At 69.3% G+C, this 15,509-nt stretch carries 19 protein-coding genes; 3 read left to right on the top strand and 16 right to left on the bottom strand.

The genetic code is table 11. The features are described from left to right. Positions 1 to 7 precede the first annotated feature (7 nt). From K0M70_RS12270 to asnS, 16 genes are all read right to left on the bottom strand, one after another. A complete protein-coding gene (locus K0M70_RS12270) occupies positions 8 to 691 on the bottom strand; it encodes a DUF2461 domain-containing protein (RefSeq protein WP_290782347.1) in 684 nt (227 codons plus the stop codon). Continuing rightward, complete coding sequence (gene sbcB, locus K0M70_RS12265; RefSeq protein WP_290782345.1) at positions 688 to 2,124, bottom strand: exodeoxyribonuclease I; 1,437 nt, start codon at positions 2,122 to 2,124, stop codon at positions 688 to 690. Before sbcB ends, K0M70_RS12270 begins: the two co-directional genes overlap by 4 nt. Before the next feature lie 24 nt (positions 2,125 to 2,148). Then, positions 2,149 to 3,522, bottom strand: a complete 1,374-nt coding sequence (locus K0M70_RS12260; RefSeq protein ID WP_290782344.1) for an NAD(P)/FAD-dependent oxidoreductase — start codon at positions 3,520 to 3,522, stop codon at positions 2,149 to 2,151. A gap of 81 nt (positions 3,523 to 3,603) precedes the next feature. Further along, positions 3,604 to 4,881 carry a kynureninase gene (kynU, locus tag K0M70_RS12255; RefSeq protein WP_290782342.1) on the bottom strand — a complete coding sequence of 426 codons (1,278 nt, stop codon included), beginning with the start codon at positions 4,879 to 4,881 and terminating at the stop codon, positions 3,604 to 3,606. Then, positions 4,878 to 5,885 (bottom strand): amidohydrolase family protein, encoded by a 1,008-nt coding sequence (locus tag K0M70_RS12250; protein WP_290782341.1) that lies wholly within the window; start codon positions 5,883 to 5,885, stop codon positions 4,878 to 4,880. The genes kynU and K0M70_RS12250 overlap by 4 nt, the downstream gene beginning before the upstream one ends. A gap of 23 nt (positions 5,886 to 5,908) precedes the next feature. Beyond that, entirely contained in the window at positions 5,909 to 6,880 is a 972-nt protein-coding gene (locus K0M70_RS12245; protein WP_290782339.1) for a sodium-dependent bicarbonate transport family permease, read from the bottom strand. 3 nt (positions 6,881 to 6,883) lie between these two features. After that, positions 6,884 to 7,414 carry a 3-hydroxyanthranilate 3,4-dioxygenase gene (locus tag K0M70_RS12240; protein ID WP_290782337.1) on the bottom strand — a complete coding sequence of 177 codons (531 nt, stop codon included), beginning with the start codon at positions 7,412 to 7,414 and terminating at the stop codon, positions 6,884 to 6,886. Continuing rightward, entirely contained in the window at positions 7,411 to 7,845 is a 435-nt protein-coding gene (locus K0M70_RS12235; RefSeq protein WP_290782335.1) for a RidA family protein, read from the bottom strand. Before K0M70_RS12235 ends, K0M70_RS12240 begins: the two co-directional genes overlap by 4 nt. Next, positions 7,842 to 8,504, bottom strand: a complete 663-nt coding sequence (can, locus tag K0M70_RS12230; protein WP_290782334.1) for a carbonate dehydratase — start codon at positions 8,502 to 8,504, stop codon at positions 7,842 to 7,844. The genes K0M70_RS12235 and can overlap by 4 nt, the downstream gene beginning before the upstream one ends. Positions 8,505 to 8,507: 3 nt before the next feature. Further along, positions 8,508 to 9,953, bottom strand: a complete 1,446-nt coding sequence (locus tag K0M70_RS12225) for an aldehyde dehydrogenase (protein WP_290782332.1) — start codon at positions 9,951 to 9,953, stop codon at positions 8,508 to 8,510. Positions 9,954 to 10,013: 60 nt separating this feature from the next. After that, positions 10,014 to 10,826, bottom strand: a complete 813-nt coding sequence (nei, locus tag K0M70_RS12220) for an endonuclease VIII (protein ID WP_290782330.1) — start codon at positions 10,824 to 10,826, stop codon at positions 10,014 to 10,016. A 42-nt stretch (positions 10,827 to 10,868) separates the two neighbouring features. Further along, the gene (locus K0M70_RS12215) at positions 10,869 to 11,162 is read right to left on the bottom strand and encodes a PilZ domain-containing protein (RefSeq protein ID WP_290782328.1); all 294 of its coding nucleotides are present in this window, start codon (positions 11,160 to 11,162) and stop codon (positions 10,869 to 10,871) included. A 10-nt stretch (positions 11,163 to 11,172) separates the two neighbouring features. After that, complete coding sequence (locus K0M70_RS12210; RefSeq protein ID WP_290782325.1) at positions 11,173 to 11,961, bottom strand: SDR family oxidoreductase; 789 nt, start codon at positions 11,959 to 11,961, stop codon at positions 11,173 to 11,175. Further along, complete coding sequence (locus tag K0M70_RS12205) at positions 11,958 to 12,311, bottom strand: hypothetical protein (protein ID WP_290782323.1); 354 nt, start codon at positions 12,309 to 12,311, stop codon at positions 11,958 to 11,960. Before K0M70_RS12205 ends, K0M70_RS12210 begins: the two co-directional genes overlap by 4 nt. A gap of 10 nt (positions 12,312 to 12,321) precedes the next feature. Further along, positions 12,322 to 12,612, bottom strand: a complete 291-nt coding sequence (locus K0M70_RS12200; RefSeq protein WP_290782321.1) for a hypothetical protein — start codon at positions 12,610 to 12,612, stop codon at positions 12,322 to 12,324. A gap of 7 nt (positions 12,613 to 12,619) precedes the next feature. Beyond that, positions 12,620 to 14,020 carry an asparagine--tRNA ligase gene (asnS, locus tag K0M70_RS12195; protein WP_290782320.1) on the bottom strand — a complete coding sequence of 467 codons (1,401 nt, stop codon included), beginning with the start codon at positions 14,018 to 14,020 and terminating at the stop codon, positions 12,620 to 12,622. Between the two features lie 114 nt (positions 14,021 to 14,134). Between asnS and K0M70_RS12190 the strand changes: the two genes are divergently transcribed. The 3 genes from K0M70_RS12190 to rpsR all read left to right on the top strand — a co-directional run bounded on the left by K0M70_RS12190 (position 14,135) and on the right by rpsR (position 15,404). Then, a complete protein-coding gene (locus K0M70_RS12190) occupies positions 14,135 to 14,461 on the top strand; it encodes an iron-sulfur cluster assembly accessory protein (RefSeq protein ID WP_290782319.1) in 327 nt (108 codons plus the stop codon). A 299-nt stretch (positions 14,462 to 14,760) separates the two neighbouring features. Continuing rightward, complete coding sequence (gene rpsF / locus K0M70_RS12185) at positions 14,761 to 15,159, top strand: 30S ribosomal protein S6 (protein WP_290782317.1); 399 nt, start codon at positions 14,761 to 14,763, stop codon at positions 15,157 to 15,159. A gap of 14 nt (positions 15,160 to 15,173) precedes the next feature. Then, complete coding sequence (rpsR, locus tag K0M70_RS12180; RefSeq protein ID WP_290782315.1) at positions 15,174 to 15,404, top strand: 30S ribosomal protein S18; 231 nt, start codon at positions 15,174 to 15,176, stop codon at positions 15,402 to 15,404. The last annotated feature ends 105 nt before the right edge of the window (positions 15,405 to 15,509 follow it).

Below are 15,509 nucleotides of genomic sequence, written 5' to 3'. Positions count from 1 at the left end.
GGCTCCGTCAGAATTCAAGGTCGAGGGACGCGCACAGGTAATCCACCAGCGGCGCCATGCCCGCGAAGCCGCTGGCCACGGCCTGGCGCAGCTTCGGGCCCAGCACCACGTCGTCGTCCAGTCCGGCGCCGGCGACGAAGTCCTTGCGCTTGAGGTCGTCGATCAGTTCGTGGTCGGCGGGGTAGCCGCGCGGCGGGCGAACCAGCGATTCGCCGGTGAGCTCGAACCTGCGCTTGAACGCCGGCGACTGCGTGGCGGCCTTCCAGCCCGAGGGGTTGTCCACCATGAAGCCGCGGATGCGGCGCTGGGTTTCGGGCTCGGGGTGCCACAGGCCGGCGCCGATGAAGCAGTTGCCGGGCTGCAGGTGCAGGTAGAACGAGGGCGCGGGCACGGTCTTGCTGCGCTCGTGGAAGAAGCGCGCGCCCGACCAGGTCTTGTAAGGCGTCTTGTCGTTGGAAAAGCGCGTGTCGCGATGGATGCGGAACAGCGAGCCGCCCACCTGCCGGGGGTCGGCGCGGTAGTGCAGGCTGATGCCGGCGATGTCGGGCTGCAGGTCGGTGATCAGCCGCAGGAAAGGCTGGCGCAGGTGCATTTCGTAGTCGGGCTTGTGCTCGGCGAACCACTCGCGTGAATTGTTGCGGCCCAGGGCGCGCAGGAACTTGAAGGTCTTTTCGCTGAAGTAAACGCTCATGCCAGTTGCCGCTCCAGGTCGTGGCCCCAGGCGTCCAGGGCGTCCAGCCAGGCCTGGCGGGGCCCGGGCTCGATGCCTGCGCGCAGTGAGGCGATCTCGGCGTAATAGCTCGTGAAATCGTACTCGGACAGGCCGTTTTCGCTGGCCAGGCGCGCGCGCCGGTAGTCGTCCCAGCGCTGCTGTTCGGCGGCATCGAGGCTGCCAGGCCAGTTGCGGGCGCGGTAGCGGAACAGCAGTTCGGCAAAGCGCGGGTCGTCGAAGTGCGGGCCGAACTCGGCCAGGTCGGCCGCGGCGGCGCTGCGCACGCGCGGGAACAGGCGTTTGTCGGCGTCGGACGGGAAGCCGTCGTACAGAGCGGCGTCGGCGTCGGCCGGCTCGCGCGCCCGCTCGGCGGCGAACACGCGGCGCACTTTCTCGGCCAGGCCGGGCGCCGCGCGCAGCTGGTCGGCTCGCGCCAGGCAGGCGTCGCGGTCGATGCCCAGGCGGACGAAGTCGGCGTCGCGCAGGTGCGTCAGCGGCAGCAGGATGGGGCACTTGTTGGTGTGCACTTCCTTGAGTCCGATGCGCCGTTCGCCTTCGGGCAGGTCGGCGGCGGGAGTGTACAGGCGGTCGGCGATGTCTTCGGGGGAAAGCGCCAGCAGCGCGGCCGGGTCCTCGTCCAGGCCGCAGACGATCACCCTTGAATCGATCTTGGGGTGCACGGCAATCGGCGCCACCAGCGCCGCGCAGTGGCGGCTGGCGGGGTACCGCGACGAAATGTGCAGCAGCGGCGTCATGTTGGCCACGTCCATCAGCGCGGCCACCTTGCGCTTGGCGCGCAGTTCGAAGGCGTAGTCCCACAGCTTGGGCTGGGCGGTCTTGAACCGGCGCGCCAGGCCGATCAGGGCGCGCACGTCGCTCAGTGCCTCGTGTGCGTCGCCCTCGCGCACGCCGTTGGCCGCGGCCAGGTGTTCAAGCTTGAAGCTGGGCGCACCGTCTTCGCGCAGGGGCCATTCCAGCCCCTCGGGCCGCAGCGCCTCCGCCAGCCGCAGGACGTCCAGCAGGTCCCAGCGCGAATTGCCGTTGCGCCATTCGCGTTCGTAGGCGTCGTGGAAATTCCGGTACAGCCCGAAGCGCACGAACTCATCGTCGAAACGGATCGAGTTGTAGCCCACCGCGCAGGTCTGCGGCTGCATCATCTCGTCGGCCACGCGGGCCATGAATTCGGCCTCGGGCAGGCCCTCGGCCAGCGCGCGCTGGGGCGTGATGCCGGTGATCAGGGTGGCGCCGGGCGACGGCAGCAGGTCGTCGGCGGGCCGGCAGAACAGGCTGATGGGTTCGCCCACCGGCCTGAGGTCGGCGTCGGTGCGGATGGCCGCGAACTGGGCGATGCGGGTGCGGCGCGGGTCGCGGCCGAAGGTTTCCAGGTCGTACCAGAGGAAGGAGGCGGCCATGGCGTCAGCGCGCGCGTCCGGCGGTCATGCCGGCACCGCAGGCAGCGGCGGCAGGCGTTCGCGCACCAGCGCATCGGCGTTGGCCAGGTCCACGTCCTGCAGCGTGGCGCAGCCGCGCGTGGCTTCCACCAGGATTGCCCGCTGCAGCTTGCCGCGCTCGAACGCGGTGGCGTAGGGCACGCAGGTGAAGCTGACCATCGAATAGCGCGGCACGAAGTGGCCCGGATGCCGGCGCGCCAGCGCCTGTTCCAGTGCGCGCTGCACGAGGTAGTCGGGGTCGTCCACGCTGTCGCGCATCTCGACGTAGTTTTCCAGCGCCATCGCCTGGATGGCTTCGGCGTTGGGCCGGCGCTCGGCCTCGAAGCCGGCGAAAGCGGTCTCGAAATCGGGGGCGCTGGCGATGTGGCGGTCCAGCGCCAGGCAGTCTTCGAAGGCGCAGTTCATGCCCTGGCCGTGGAAGGGCACCATGGCGTGGGCGGCGTCGCCCAGCAGCACGGCGCGCCCGTCCATGCGCCATCGCTGCAGGTGCAGCGTGCCCAGGCCGCTGACCGGGTTGTTGGTCCAGTCGGCGTCGAAGTCGGGCATCAGCGGCATCGCGTCGGTGAAGTCGCGCTGGAAGAACTCGCGCGCCGCGGTTAGGTCGGGCAGGGTGCGGAAGCTCGGTTCGCCCTGCATCGGCAGGAACAGCGTGACGGTGAAGGTGTGCTCGGTGTTGGGCAGCGCGATGCACATGTACCCGCCGCGCGGCCAGATGTGCAGGGCGTTGGGATCGGTCCGGAAGCCGCCGTCGGCGGCGGGCGGTATCTCGAGCTCCTTGTAGCCATGGCCCAGCGGCTGGAAGCGTTCCTCCAGCGCCACGTGCGGGCGCATGGCTTCGCGCAGGCCCGAGCCGGCGCCGTCCGACCCTATCAGGGCCTCGAACGGCTGCGGGCGCGCCGTGCGGTCGTGGTCGTTGACGAACAGGGCCACGCGTCGCTCGAAGTCCACGCTGTCCAGGCGCTGGTTGAAATGGATGCGCGCACCGGCCGCCTCCGCCGCATCCAGCAGGGCGATATTGAGCCGGCCGCGGTGCACCGACCAGATTACTTCGCTGTCGTCCAGGCCGTAGGGCTGCAGGGTGGGCGGGCCGCCGTCCTGCGGATGCACCAGGCGCCCGCGCATCATCACCGCCTGCGCCATCACCACGTCCTGCAGGCCGGCGCGCCGCAGCGCATCCAGGCCGCGCTCGGCCAGCGCCAGGTTGATCGACCGGCCGCCTTCATAGCCCTTGTTGCGCGGGTCGGGGCGCTTTTCATAGACGTCCACCGACCAGCCGCGGCGCGCCAGCAGGGTGGCCAGCAGGGCGCCGGCCAGGCCGGCGCCGATCAGGGTGAGTTTGCGGTCGGCGGAAGGATTCACGGGCTGCCTTGTTCGGAAGGAGTGGGGGCGCGCGACGCGGTCAGGGAAAGGAATCGCGGCGCAGGCCGGGGAGGTCCATCGCTAGCCGCCGGCCTCGCGCCACAGCACCACGGCCGCGGCGAAGCGGCGGACGTCGACGTGGCTGTTGTACAGCGGCGCCGGGGAAATGCGGATCACGTCGGGCTCGCGCCAGTCGCCGACGATGCCGCGTTCGGACAGGAAGTCGAACAGCGCGCGGCCGCGTTCGCGCCCGCCCGCCACCCGCAGCGACAGCTGGCAGCCGCGGCGCGCCCGCACCGCCGGGGTCACCACCTGCAGCACGTCGGCGCAGTCGCGCCGGATCAGCGCCTCGAGATAGCCGGTGAGGCGCTCGGAGCGTTCGCGCAGCCGGTCCATGCCGGCTTCGGCGAACAGGTCCAGCGACACCCGCAGCGGCGCCAGCGCCAGGATCGGCGGGTTGCTCAGCTGCCAGCCGTCGGCGCCGGGCGAGGGCACGAATTCAGGGCCCATCTTGAAACGGCTGGCCTGGTCGTGGCCCCACCAGCCCGCGAAGCGCGGCACGTCGGCGTGGGCATGGCGTTCGTGCACGAAGGCGCCCGCAACGGCCCCGGGCCCGGAGTTGAGGTACTTGTAGCTGCACCACGCGGCGAAATCGGCGCCGCTGTCGTGCAGCTGCAGCGGCAGGTTGCCGGCCGCGTGCGCCAGGTCGAAGCCCACGGTGCAGCCGCGCGCATGCGCCAGCCGGGAAATCTCGCGCAGGTCGAAGGCCTGGCCCGTGCGGTACTGCACGCCTGGCCACAGCACCAGCGCCACCCGGTGGCCGTGTTCGGCCATCGCGCGTTCGATCGCCGCCATCGAGATCGTGCCGGCCGGTTCGTCGGGCACCACTTCAATCAGGTCGGTGTCGGGGTTGAAGCCGTGGAAGCGGATCTGCGACGCCACCGCGTGCCGGTCGGACGGGAATGCGCCGGCTTCGATCACGATGGCCGGTCGCTCGGCGGTGGGCCGGTAGAAGCTCACCATCAGGAAATGAAGGTTGGCGGTCAGCGAGTTCATCGCCACCACTTCCACCGGCTGGGCGCCGACGACGCGGGCCAGCGATTCGCGCACGGTCTCGTGGTAAGGCATCCAGGGGTGCTTGCCGCGGAAATGCGCTTCCACGCCCAGCGCGGCCCAGTCGTCCAGCTCCTGCATCAGCGCGGCGCGCACGGCGGTGGGCTGCAGGCCCAGGGAGTTGCCGCAGAAATAAGCCTGTTCGTGGCCCTCGTGCGTCGGAATGTGGAAGCGGCTGCGGAAGCCGCGCAGCGGGTCGGCGGCGTCCAGGGCCTCGGGCGCGGCGTCCAGGTCGAAGGCGCTCATGCAAACCTCGAAGCGGGCAGGCCCAGCCATTCCAGCGCCGTGCCGTGGTAGAGCCGGGCCTGTTCGGACTCGGTGAGGCCCAGCGCGGCGATGCTGGCGCCCGGCACTTGTTCGCCCAGCGGGAACGGGTAGTCGGTGCCCAGCATCACCCGCGGCACGCCGACGGTGTCGAGCAGGTAGCGCAGCGCGCGGTCGTCGGCGACCCAGGAATCGAAGTACAGGCGCGGCAGGTAGCTGCGCGGGTTGTGCGGGTTGTCGGTGGCCACCAGGTCGGGGCGCATGTTGAAGCCATGTTCGATGCGGCCGATGGTGTAGGGGAAGCTGCCGCCGCCATGGGCCAGGCAGATTTTCAGGCGCGGGAATTTTTCCAGCACGCCGCCGAAGATCAGCGCGCAGGCCGCGCGCGATTGTTCGGCCGGCATGCCCACCAGCCACGGCATCCAGTACTTGGGCATGGACTCGCTGCCCATCATGTCCCAGGGGTGCACCAGGATGGCGGCGCCCAGGTCCTGCGCCGCTTCGAAGAAGGGCAGCAGCTCGGGCGCGTCCAGGTTCCAGCCGCCGATGTGCGACCCGATCTGCACGCCCTGCAGGTTGAGCTGTTCCATGCAGCGCTCGAGTTCCTGCACCGCCAGGCGCGGCGACTGCATCGGCACCGTGCCGATGCCGGCGCAGTGGCGGCGGTGGTCGCGGCAGGCCTCGGCCATGTGGTCGTTCAGGGACTGGTGCAATTCCAGCGCGTGCTGGGGCTTGGCCCAGTAGCTGAACATCACCGGCACCGTGCTCAGCACCTGCACCTGCACGTCGAACTTGGCGTAGTCGGCGATCCGCTCGGCCGGGTCCCAGGTCTTGGACCAGATTTCGCGGAAGAACTTGCCGTCCTTGTAGATCCTCGCGCGCCCGTCTTCGTGGTGGATCACCGGGAAGCGCGGGTCGCCGTACTTCTCGGCCAGGTTGGGCCAGGTGCGGGGCAGGTAGTGGGCGTGGGTGTCGATCTTGAGCATGCGCGCAGTTTAACCCTTGCCGCCTAGGCGCCGGCCCGGGCCGCCAGCCAGGCGGCGAAGGCGGCGTAAGTGGGAATGCCGATGGCCAGGTTGAACGGGAAGGTGATGCCCAGCGCGGCGGTGACGCAGCGGCCTGCGTCGGCGCCCGGCAGCGAGGCGCGCACCGAGGCCGGGGCGGCGATGTAGGAAGCGCTGGCCACCATGGTGGCGAACACCGTGGCGCCGGCCGTGCCCAGGCCCATGGCCAGGCCGATCCAGGCGCCCACCAGCCCGTTGAGCAGGGGCAGCGCGGTGCCGAACACCACCAGCCGCAGCGCGCCGCGCTGAAGCTGCCGCAGCTGTCCCGCCGCCACCATGCCCATGTCCAGCATGAACAGCATCAGCATGCCCTGGAACAGCTGCACGTACATGGCGTCCACCGCCTGCACGCCCTGCTTGCCGGCGATGGCGCCGATGGCCATGCCGCCCAGCAGCAGGATGGCGGTGCGACCGGTCAGCACTTCGCGCACCTGGTGCCAGCTGGGCTTGCCGCCGCCGCGCGCCAGGCCGATGCCGATCAGGATGGCCGGGATTTCCAGCGCCACCAGCAGGGCCACCAGCACCGGTTCGGACGTCATGCCCGAGCGTTCGGTGAACTGCTGCGCGGCGATGAAGGTGACGGCCGACACCGACCCGTAGTGCGCCGCCAGCGCGCCCGCCTGCAGGGCGTCGTCGCGCAGCCAGGTCCGCGCCAGCCAGTAGGCAACGGCGGCGGTGGCGATGCCGGTCAGTACGGTGACCGCCAGCATCAGCGCCAGGTTGTCGGGCGCGTCCTGCCGCAGCGCCACGGCGCCCTTCATGCCGATCGCCAGCAGCAGGAAGATCGAAAGGTAGACCTGGATGGCCGGAGGCACTTCCAGGTCGCTGCGCAGGCTGCGGGCCACCATGCCCAGCACGAAGGCCAGCACCACGGGGGACAGCAGGTTGGCGGTGAGCAGATCGGTGGCGATAGGCACGGGTCAGGTCGACGGGTTGTAGCGCGCGGGCGCCGGGTTGAGATGGCCGCAGGCCGCGCAGGTGCGCAGGGACGGCGAGCGGTAGAAGCGGTCGAACACCGCGCCGAACTGGGTTTCGATGTTCTCCAGCGCGAAGAACTCTTCGTACAGTTTGTGGTTGCAGCGATCGCAGAACCACAGCAGGCCGTCCTTTTCATGCGGCAGCCGCTTGCGCTCGATCACCAGGCCCACGCCGCCGGCGCTGCGCTGGGGCGAATGCGGCACGCGCGGCGGCAGGTAGAACATCTCGCCGGCCTTGATCGGGATGTCGCGCGCGGCGCCGTCCTCCTGCACCCTGAGCACCATCTCGCCCTCGAGCTGGTAGAAGAACTCCGGGCCCTCGTCCCAGTGGTAGTCGGTGCGGGCATTGGGGCCGCCGACGATCATCACGATGAAATCGCCGTCGACGATGCACTTGTTGGCCACCGGCGGCTTCAGCAGGTGCCGGTGCTCGTCCACCCAGGCCTGCAGATTGAAGGCGGGCGTGAGGCTCATCGGTGGTTCTCCGGGAAGGCGGCGATGCACTTGAGCTCGATCGCGATCGGGGTGGGCAGGGCGGTAATGCCCAGCGTGGTGCGGCAGGGCGCCTTCTTGATGTCGGGGAAATACTCGGCCCAGACGCCGTTGTAGGCGTGGAAATCGCGCGACATGTCGGTGAGGTACACGGTGACGTCCGCCAGCCACTCCCAGCGGCAGTGGCTGGCCTCGAGCACGGCGCGCACGTTGCCGAACACCGAATGGCACTGGGTGACGATGTCGTAATCGATCAGCCGGCCGTCGGCGCTGTAGACGTTGCCGGGAATGGCGTTGCTGCCGGGCGTACGCGGGCCGATGCCCGACAGGAACAGCAGCTGGCCCACGCGGCGCGCATGCGGGTAGCGGCCCACCGGGTGCGGCGCGGTGTCGGTCTGGATGATTTCGCTCATTTGAGTGCCTCCCCGCTGCGGCGGATGGTGTCCATGGCCATGGCGTAGGCCACCGGCAGCTGGTCCATCGAGTCCACGCCCATGCCCAGTTCGCGCACCCGGCCGTCCAGCAGGGAATACACCCAGCCGTGCACGCTCAGCGCCTGGCCGCGCGCCCAGGCGTCCTGGACGACGGTGGTCTGGCAGACGTTGCTCACCTGTTCGACCACGTTCAGTTCGCACAGGCGCGCGTGGCGCAGCGATTCAAGGTCAAGTTCGGCAATCAGCTCGGAGTGCTTGTTGCACACGTCACCCACGTGGCGAAGCCAGTTGTCGGCCAGCCCGACCCGGGCGCCGGTAAGCGCAGCATGCACGCCGCCACAGCCGTAGTGCCCCACCACCAGGATGTGTTCGACCTTCAGCACGTCCACCGCGAACTGGATGGTGCTCAGCGCATTGAGGTCGGTGTGCACCACCACGTTGGCGACATTGCGGTGCACGAACACTTCGCCCGGCTGCAGGCCGGTGATCTGGTTGGCGGGCACGCGCGAATCCGAGCAGCCGATCCACAGGTACTTGGGCGCCTGCTGCTGCGAAAGGCGGCGGAAGAACTGCGGGTCCTGCGCGCGCATGGCGTCGGCCCAGGCCTTGTTGCGGTCCAGCAGTACCCTCAGCGGCATGTCCTATCCCAGGTCGATGGTGACGCTCTTGGCGTCGGTGAAAAACCTCAGCGCTTCCCAGCCGCCCTCGCGGCCCAGGCCCGACTGCTTCACGCCGCCGAAGGGCGTGCGCAGGTCCCGGTTCATCCAGGTGTTGACCCAGACCACGCCGGCGTCGAGGTTCTCGGCCAGGCGATGGGCGCGCGAGAGGTCCGACGTCCAGACGCTGGCCGACAGGCCGTAGGGTGTTGCGTTGGCCAGCGCCAGGGCCTCCTCGTCGGTGTCGAAGGCCTGCAGCGTGACCACCGGCCCGAAGATCTCTTCGGTGTTGGTGCGGCAGGACGGCCCCAGCCCCTCGATCACCGTCGGCGCGATGAACCAGCCGTCGCGGCAGCGGCCTTCGGGCTGCACCGCCACGCCGCCGCAGAGTACGCGGCCGCCTTCCTGGCGGGCCAGTTCGATGCAGGCCATCACCTTGTCGAAGTGGGCTTTCGACACCACGGGGCCCAGGTGGGTGGCGGCATCGGCCGGGTCGCCGACCACCATCGCCTGGGCCCGGGCGACCAGGGCGTCGCGGAACTCTTCGTAGTACGCGCGCTCCACCAGCAGCCGCGAGCCGCACAGGCAGATCTGCCCGGAGTTGAGGAAGGCCGAGCGCAGCACGGTGTCGAGCAGCCTGGCGCGCGGCGCGTCGGCGAACACCAGGGTGGCGTTCTTGCCGCCCAGCTCCAGCGAAGTCTTCTTCAGCGAGCGGGCGCAGCTTTCGGCGATGCGCACGCCCACCGCAGTGCTGCCAGTGAAGCTGATGGCCTTGACCCGCGGGTGGTCCACCAGCGCCTGGCCAACCACGTGGCCGCGCCCCAGCACGATGTTGAACACGCCGGCCGGGAAACCGATTTCGCGCGCCAGTTCGCCCAGCATCCAGGCCGTCACCGGCGTTACTTCCGAGGGCTTGCCGACCACGCAGTTGCCCGCGGCCAGGGCCGGCGCGAACTTCCAGGTGAACAGGTACAGCGGCAGGTTCCAGGGGCTGATGACCCCGACCACGCCCAGCGGCTGGCGCAGGGTGTAACTGACCACGCCCGGGGCGCCGTGCGATTCGCTGGCGAACTGGGTGGCCGCGGCGGCGAAGAAACGCAGGTTGGCCACCGCCCGGGGAATGTCGAGGTTTCGCGCCAGCGACAGCGGCTTGCCGACGTCGCGCGATTCGGCCGCGGCGAAATCGTCCACGCGGGCCTCCAGCGCATCGGCCAGGCGACCGATCCAGGCGGCGCGATCGGCGGCGGGCAGGGCGGACCAGCCGGGGAAGGCGACGCGGGCGGCTTCCACGGCGTCGGCCACGTCGCTGGCGCTGCCTTCGGGACAATGGGCGTAGGGCTGGCCCGTGGCCGGTTCGAAGACCTCCAGCCAGGCGCCCGCGTCCGCGCTGCGGGCCTCGCCGTTGATCAGGTGGGTAAGCCGCATTTCCATGGCGGCCAGCTTACCCGTGCAGGTGCCGATACGGACAGGTACTGATGCCCCGGAGCCAGCTCAGGACTGGCAGGTCTTGCACCAATACAGGCGGCGGCCACCCAGCTCGTGGCGCACCACCACGTCGCCGCACTGGCGGCAGGGCTCGCCTTCGCGGTCGAAGACCTCGAAGCGGAATCCGGCCGGCGTGTCGGTAAGGTAATCGGCGCTCATGCCGGCCGAGCGTCGGATGCCGCGGGTGGCGTAGCTGCGGCGCGGCACGTCCAGCAGGGCATGGGCCAAGCGTTCGACCTCGTCGTCGTCGAGGTCCTTGGGCGCGCGGTTGGGCGCGATGCCGGCCAGGAACAGCACTTCCGAGCGCAGGTAGTTGCCCATGCCGGCCAGGAAGCCCTGGTCGAGCAGCAGCGCCACCAGGGATCGCCCGGCGAAGCGCTTGCTGCGCAGGCGCTCGCCCACGGTGTCGGTGCCCAGGCGCAGGTCCAGCACGTCCGGGCCGAGCTTGGCCAGGAAGGGATGCCGCGGCAGGTCCTGCGTCTTCCACATTTCCACTTCGGACGCGGAGTACAGAAGGATCGCCTTCTTGCCCGTTTCCAGCGCCACGCGCAGCTGGCGCGTGGTGTCGGGCCGCTCGCCGGCCTTGGCGACTTTCCATACGCCGTACAGCTGGTTGTGCGAGTAGAGCGTCAGGCCGTGGTCGAAATGCGTCAGCAGGGCCTTGCCGTGCGGCTCGATGGCGCGGATTCGGTGGTCCACCAGGCTGCGCTGGTAGCGCTTGAGTTCGGGGAAGGCGAAGAACGCGCCGGTCAGCGGCTGGCCCACCACGGCCTTGGCGAGTTGGTCGGCGGCGCGGCGGATTTCAGGACCTTCAGGCATGGGCGCAGATTGCCGGGCGCGACGTGCAGGCCGCGTGTGGTGTCAGGCGCGTACCGGCGGCACGGCCTGGGTTTCGTGGTACTCGAAGCCCAGCGAGCCGTTTTCCACCCGCGCCACGCGGGCGTCCACCACCACGGCCGGGCCGGCCTGGATTTCGTCGAAGAAGACCAGGCGCACGATCTGCGCCACTTCCAGCGTGCAGTCGGCCGGCCGGAACAGGCCGCAGCCGCCCTCGGACAGGTCGGTGACTTCGCCTACCCAGGCCTCGTCGTCGCGCAGCACCATCACTTTGGCGGCAAACGGGACGCGGTCGTTCCAGCGGGCGTTGGCATCCATGCTAGTGACCTCAGAGCGAACGGGTCCTGCCGCCGTCGACGGGCAGGTTGATACCGTTAACGTAACCGGCCGAAGGAGAGGACAAGAACGCGATGGCGGCGGCAATTTCCGCCGGCTCGGCGAAGCGACCCGCCGGCACGGTGGCCAGCATGGCGCGCGCGATGTCGTCGGCCGGCTTGCCGGTTGCGGCGGCGCGTTCGGCCAGGATCTGGTCCAGCCGCTGGGTGCGGGTATAGCCCGGCAGCACGTTGTTGACCGTGATGCCGGACGGGCCGAGTTCGCTGGCCAGGGTCTTGGCCCAGGCGGCCACGGCGCCGCGGATGGTGTTGGAAACGCCGAGGTTGGCGATGGGCTCCTTCACCGAGGTCGAGATGACGTTGACGATGCGGCCCCAGCCGGCGGCCTGCATGCCGGGCAGCACGGCCTGCACCAGCACCTGGTTGGCCAGCAGGTGCTGGCGGAACACGGCTTCGTAAGTGTCGGGCGCGGCGGCGTGGGCCGGGCCGCCCGGGGGGCCGGCGGTGTTGTTCACCAGGATGTGCACCGGGAACTGGGCGCACAGTCCGGCCACGGCAGAAGACAGTCCGGGGGTGTCGGCGGCGTCGGCGGCCACGTGGCGGTGGTGCTGGCCGTCGTGAACGCGGGGCAGGGCGGCCGCGACTTCGGCCAGCCGTTCGGGCCGGCGTGCCAGCACGGTGACGTCGGCACCCATCGCGGCCAGGGCCTGCGCGGTGGCCAGGCCGATGCCCTCGGTGCCGCCGCAGACCAGCGCATGCCGGCCCTGCAGGACGCTGCTCACCAGTCCTTGCCCGACAGCGGGGTCTTGAGCGGCTGCATCATCAGTTCGCGCAGCGCGTCGTCGTCCTCGCCCTGCGGCGGCTCGATTTCCTCCAGGTCCAGGCCCCAGGCCTCGGCGTCGTCGGCGTCCATGCCGTCGAGCTCGCGGAAGTCGGCGTCCAGCAGCTGTGAGCGGGCGATGTCTTCGCTTTCGTAGATGTTGACCCGGCCGTCGCAGTCGAACACCTCGGCCACGCCGCTTTCCAGCACCCGCAGGCGCGACCAGACCAGCATGCGCGGCAGTACCGCCAGCCACCATTGGTCGCCGGTGGTGTCGCGCGGGTCGTAACCGTCGTTCTCGCTGTCGCTCATGGCCAACTCCCTACTGCATTGCGATCTGTATCACCAGGCCCACTGCCCCGATCAAGGCCAGCCAGCCGCTGCCGGCGGTGATGCCGGCGAAAAAGTTCAGGTTGCTGTCGTGCGCCGCGCGGTGCCGCCAGCGCATCAGCCACCAGCTGTAGCCCCAGCCGCCGTCTTCGGTGCCGGGTGCGAACGGAATCTTCCGGTCCAGCTGGTGGCGGAACGCCAGCACCCGGAAGCCGAAATGCGCCGGCGCGGCCGAGCCGGCCAGCCCCAGGAACAGGAAGATCAGCAGTGAACCGGCGCCCACGTCGGCCTCAGAACGTCGCCAGGCCGGGCGCGCGCGGGTAGGGGATGGCGTCGCGGATGTTGCTCAGGCCGCAGACGTAAACCACCAGCCGCTCGAAGCCCAGGCCGAAGCCAGCGTGCGGCACCGTGCCGTAGCGGCGGAAATCGCGGTACCAGCCGTAGTGCGCCGGGTCGAGGCCGAAGTGCGCCATGCGTGCGTCCAGCACGTCCAGGCGCTCCTCGCGCTGGCTGCCGCCGATGATCTCGCCGATGCCGGGGGCCAGTACGTCCATCGCGGCGCAGGTCTTGCCGTCGTCGTTCAGGCGCATGTAGAAGGCCTTGATCTGCTCGGGGTAGTTCATCACCACCACCGGGCGGCCGATGTGCACTTCGGTCAGCCAGCGCTCGTGCTCGGTCTGCAGGTCCAGGCCCCATTCCACGGGGAAGTCGAACTTGTGGCCCGACTTCTGCAGCAGGCGCACCGCTTCGGTGTAGTCGATGCGCTCGAACGGCGAATCGATGATGCCCTCGAGCTTGCTGATGGCGGTCTTTTCGACGCGCTCGGCGATGAAGGCCAGGTCGTCGCCGCGTTCGGCCAGCACGGCCTTGAACAGGTACTTCAGGAAGGCCTCGGCCAGGTTGGCGTCGTCGTTGAGGTCGGCGAAGGCGATTTCCGGCTCGATCATCCAGAACTCGGCCAGGTGGCGCGTGGTGTTGGAGTTCTCGGCGCGGAAGGTCGGGCCGAAGGTGTAGACCTTGCTCAGGGCCAGGCAGTAGGCCTCGACGTTGAGCTGGCCGGACACGGTGAGGAAGGTTTCCTTGCCGAAGAAGTCCTTCGAGAAGTCCACGTTGCCCTTGGCGTCGCGCGGCAGGCGCTGCATGTCCAGGGTGGACACGCGGAACATCTGGCCCGCGCCTTCGGCGTCGGACGTGGTGATGATGGGCGTGCTGATCCAGTAGAAGCCGTTCTCGTGGAAGAAACGGTGCACGGCCTGGGCCAGGCAATGGCGGATGCGGGTGACCGCGCCGAACAGGTTGGTGCGCGGGCGCAGGTGGGCTACGTCGCGCAGGAACTCGAGCGAATGGGCCTTGGGCTGGATGGGGTAGGTTTCCGGGTCTTCGACCCAGCCGACCACTTCGATGCCGGTGGCCTGGATCTCGAAGCCCTGGCCCTGGCCCTGCGACGCCACCAGCACGCCGTGGGCGACGACCGAGCAGCCGGCAGTCAGGCGCTTGATCTCGTCCTCGTAGTTGGCCAGGTCGGCCGGGGCCACCACCTGGATCGCCGCGAAGCAGGAGCCGTCGCTGACGTTCACGAAGCTCAGCCCGGCCTTGGAATCGCGCCGGGTGCGGACCCAGCCGCGGACCGTGACTTCAGTGCCCGGGGCGGTCGCCCCGGACAACGCCTGTTGGACGCTGACCACTGCCATGTTCTTGAATCCCGGGCGCTGGGGCCCATCTAGGTGAGGTCTGCAAGGATACCCGCAGGCGTGCATTCACGCAGCGGTCGTATACTCGACCCAGTCCCGAAGAGGTCCACCCCCATGGCCGTCACCCTCAGCCCCGCCGCCGTCGACCGTATCCGGACCTACCTGGCCGAAACGCCGGGCGGCATCGGCCTGCGCTTCGGAGTACGCAAGTCGGGCTGTACGGGCTTTGCCTACGTGGTGGACATCGCCAAGGCCGCCGGCCCCGACGACACCGTGTTCGAAACCGACGGCGTAGCCGTGCGCGTGGACGCCGACAGCCTGCCCCAGGTGGACGGCACCGTGATCGACTTCGTCAACCAGGGCCTGAACCAGCAGTTCGTCTTCCGCAACCCCCGGGTGTCGGCCGAGTGCGGCTGCGGCGAGTCCTTCACGACGGCTTGAGGCATTCGCCTCAAACCCCACGACCTGCTGCGCAGGTCGCGGGCCCCCGCTCATCACTGCCGATCCCCGCGCCTCCGGCGCGCCCCCTTGCCAAGGGGGCTTCCCCCTCCGGTGCGCCCGGCGAAGGGCTGCAAAGCCCGGCTGAAACGGTTTGAAGGGGCCTGCAAGTCCTTGAGTTGCGTAGGGAAGGGGGGTTCGGGCATAATTGCCGGCTCCCCGTCCTGGGGAGACCTTGCTCCACGGCACTTCGGCCGGGGGCTGCCAGGCCATCCCGGCCGCATCCACAAGGAAACAAAACCATGCGTCACTATGAAATCGTTTTCATGGTCCATCCGGACCAGAGCGAGCAGGTGCCGGCCATGATCGAGCGTTACAAGACGCTGATCGAGGGCGACAACGGCAAGATCCACCGTCTCGAAGATTGGGGTCGCCGCCAGCTGGCGTACTCCATCGACAACCTGGTCAAGGCCCACTACGTGATGATGAACGTGGAAGTCGGCCAGAAGATCCTGACCGAGCTCGTCGACGGCTTCCGCTTCAACGACGCCGTGCTGCGCCACATGGTCCTCGCCCGTGACGAAGCCGTCACCGAGCAGTCGATGATCATGAAGAGCAAGGACGAGAAGAGCGAGCGCCGCCCGCGCCGTGACGATGATGAGTCCAGCGTGGGCATTGCCCCGTCTGACGACGCTGCCTGAGACCGGAGACCCCTATGAGCAAGTTCTTCCGCCGCCGCAAGTTCTGCAAGTTCACCGCCGAGGGCGTGGTCGAGATCGACTACAAGGATCTCAACACCCTGCGCCAGTACCTGACCGAGAACGGCAAGATCGTTCCCAGCCGCATCACCGGCACCAAGGCCAAGTACCAGCGCCAGCTGCAGACGGCCATCAAGCGCGCCCGCGAGCTCGCCCTGATCCCGTACACCGACAACCACCAGAACTGAGCCGCGGCCCCCCGGCCGCCGGATGACCCCGCCCCACCCGCACCCCAAACATTGGGGGGCCCGCGCCCCCCGCAACGTACCGGTGCACCCCACAGCAAAATTAAC

It is taken from the genome of Arenimonas sp. (assembly GCF_019459675.1).
In the GTDB taxonomy this organism is placed as follows: domain Bacteria; phylum Pseudomonadota; class Gammaproteobacteria; order Xanthomonadales; family Xanthomonadaceae; genus Arenimonas.
The sequence above is the reverse complement of the archived record's forward strand: the minus strand, read 5'-3'. Positions and strand labels throughout refer to the sequence as shown.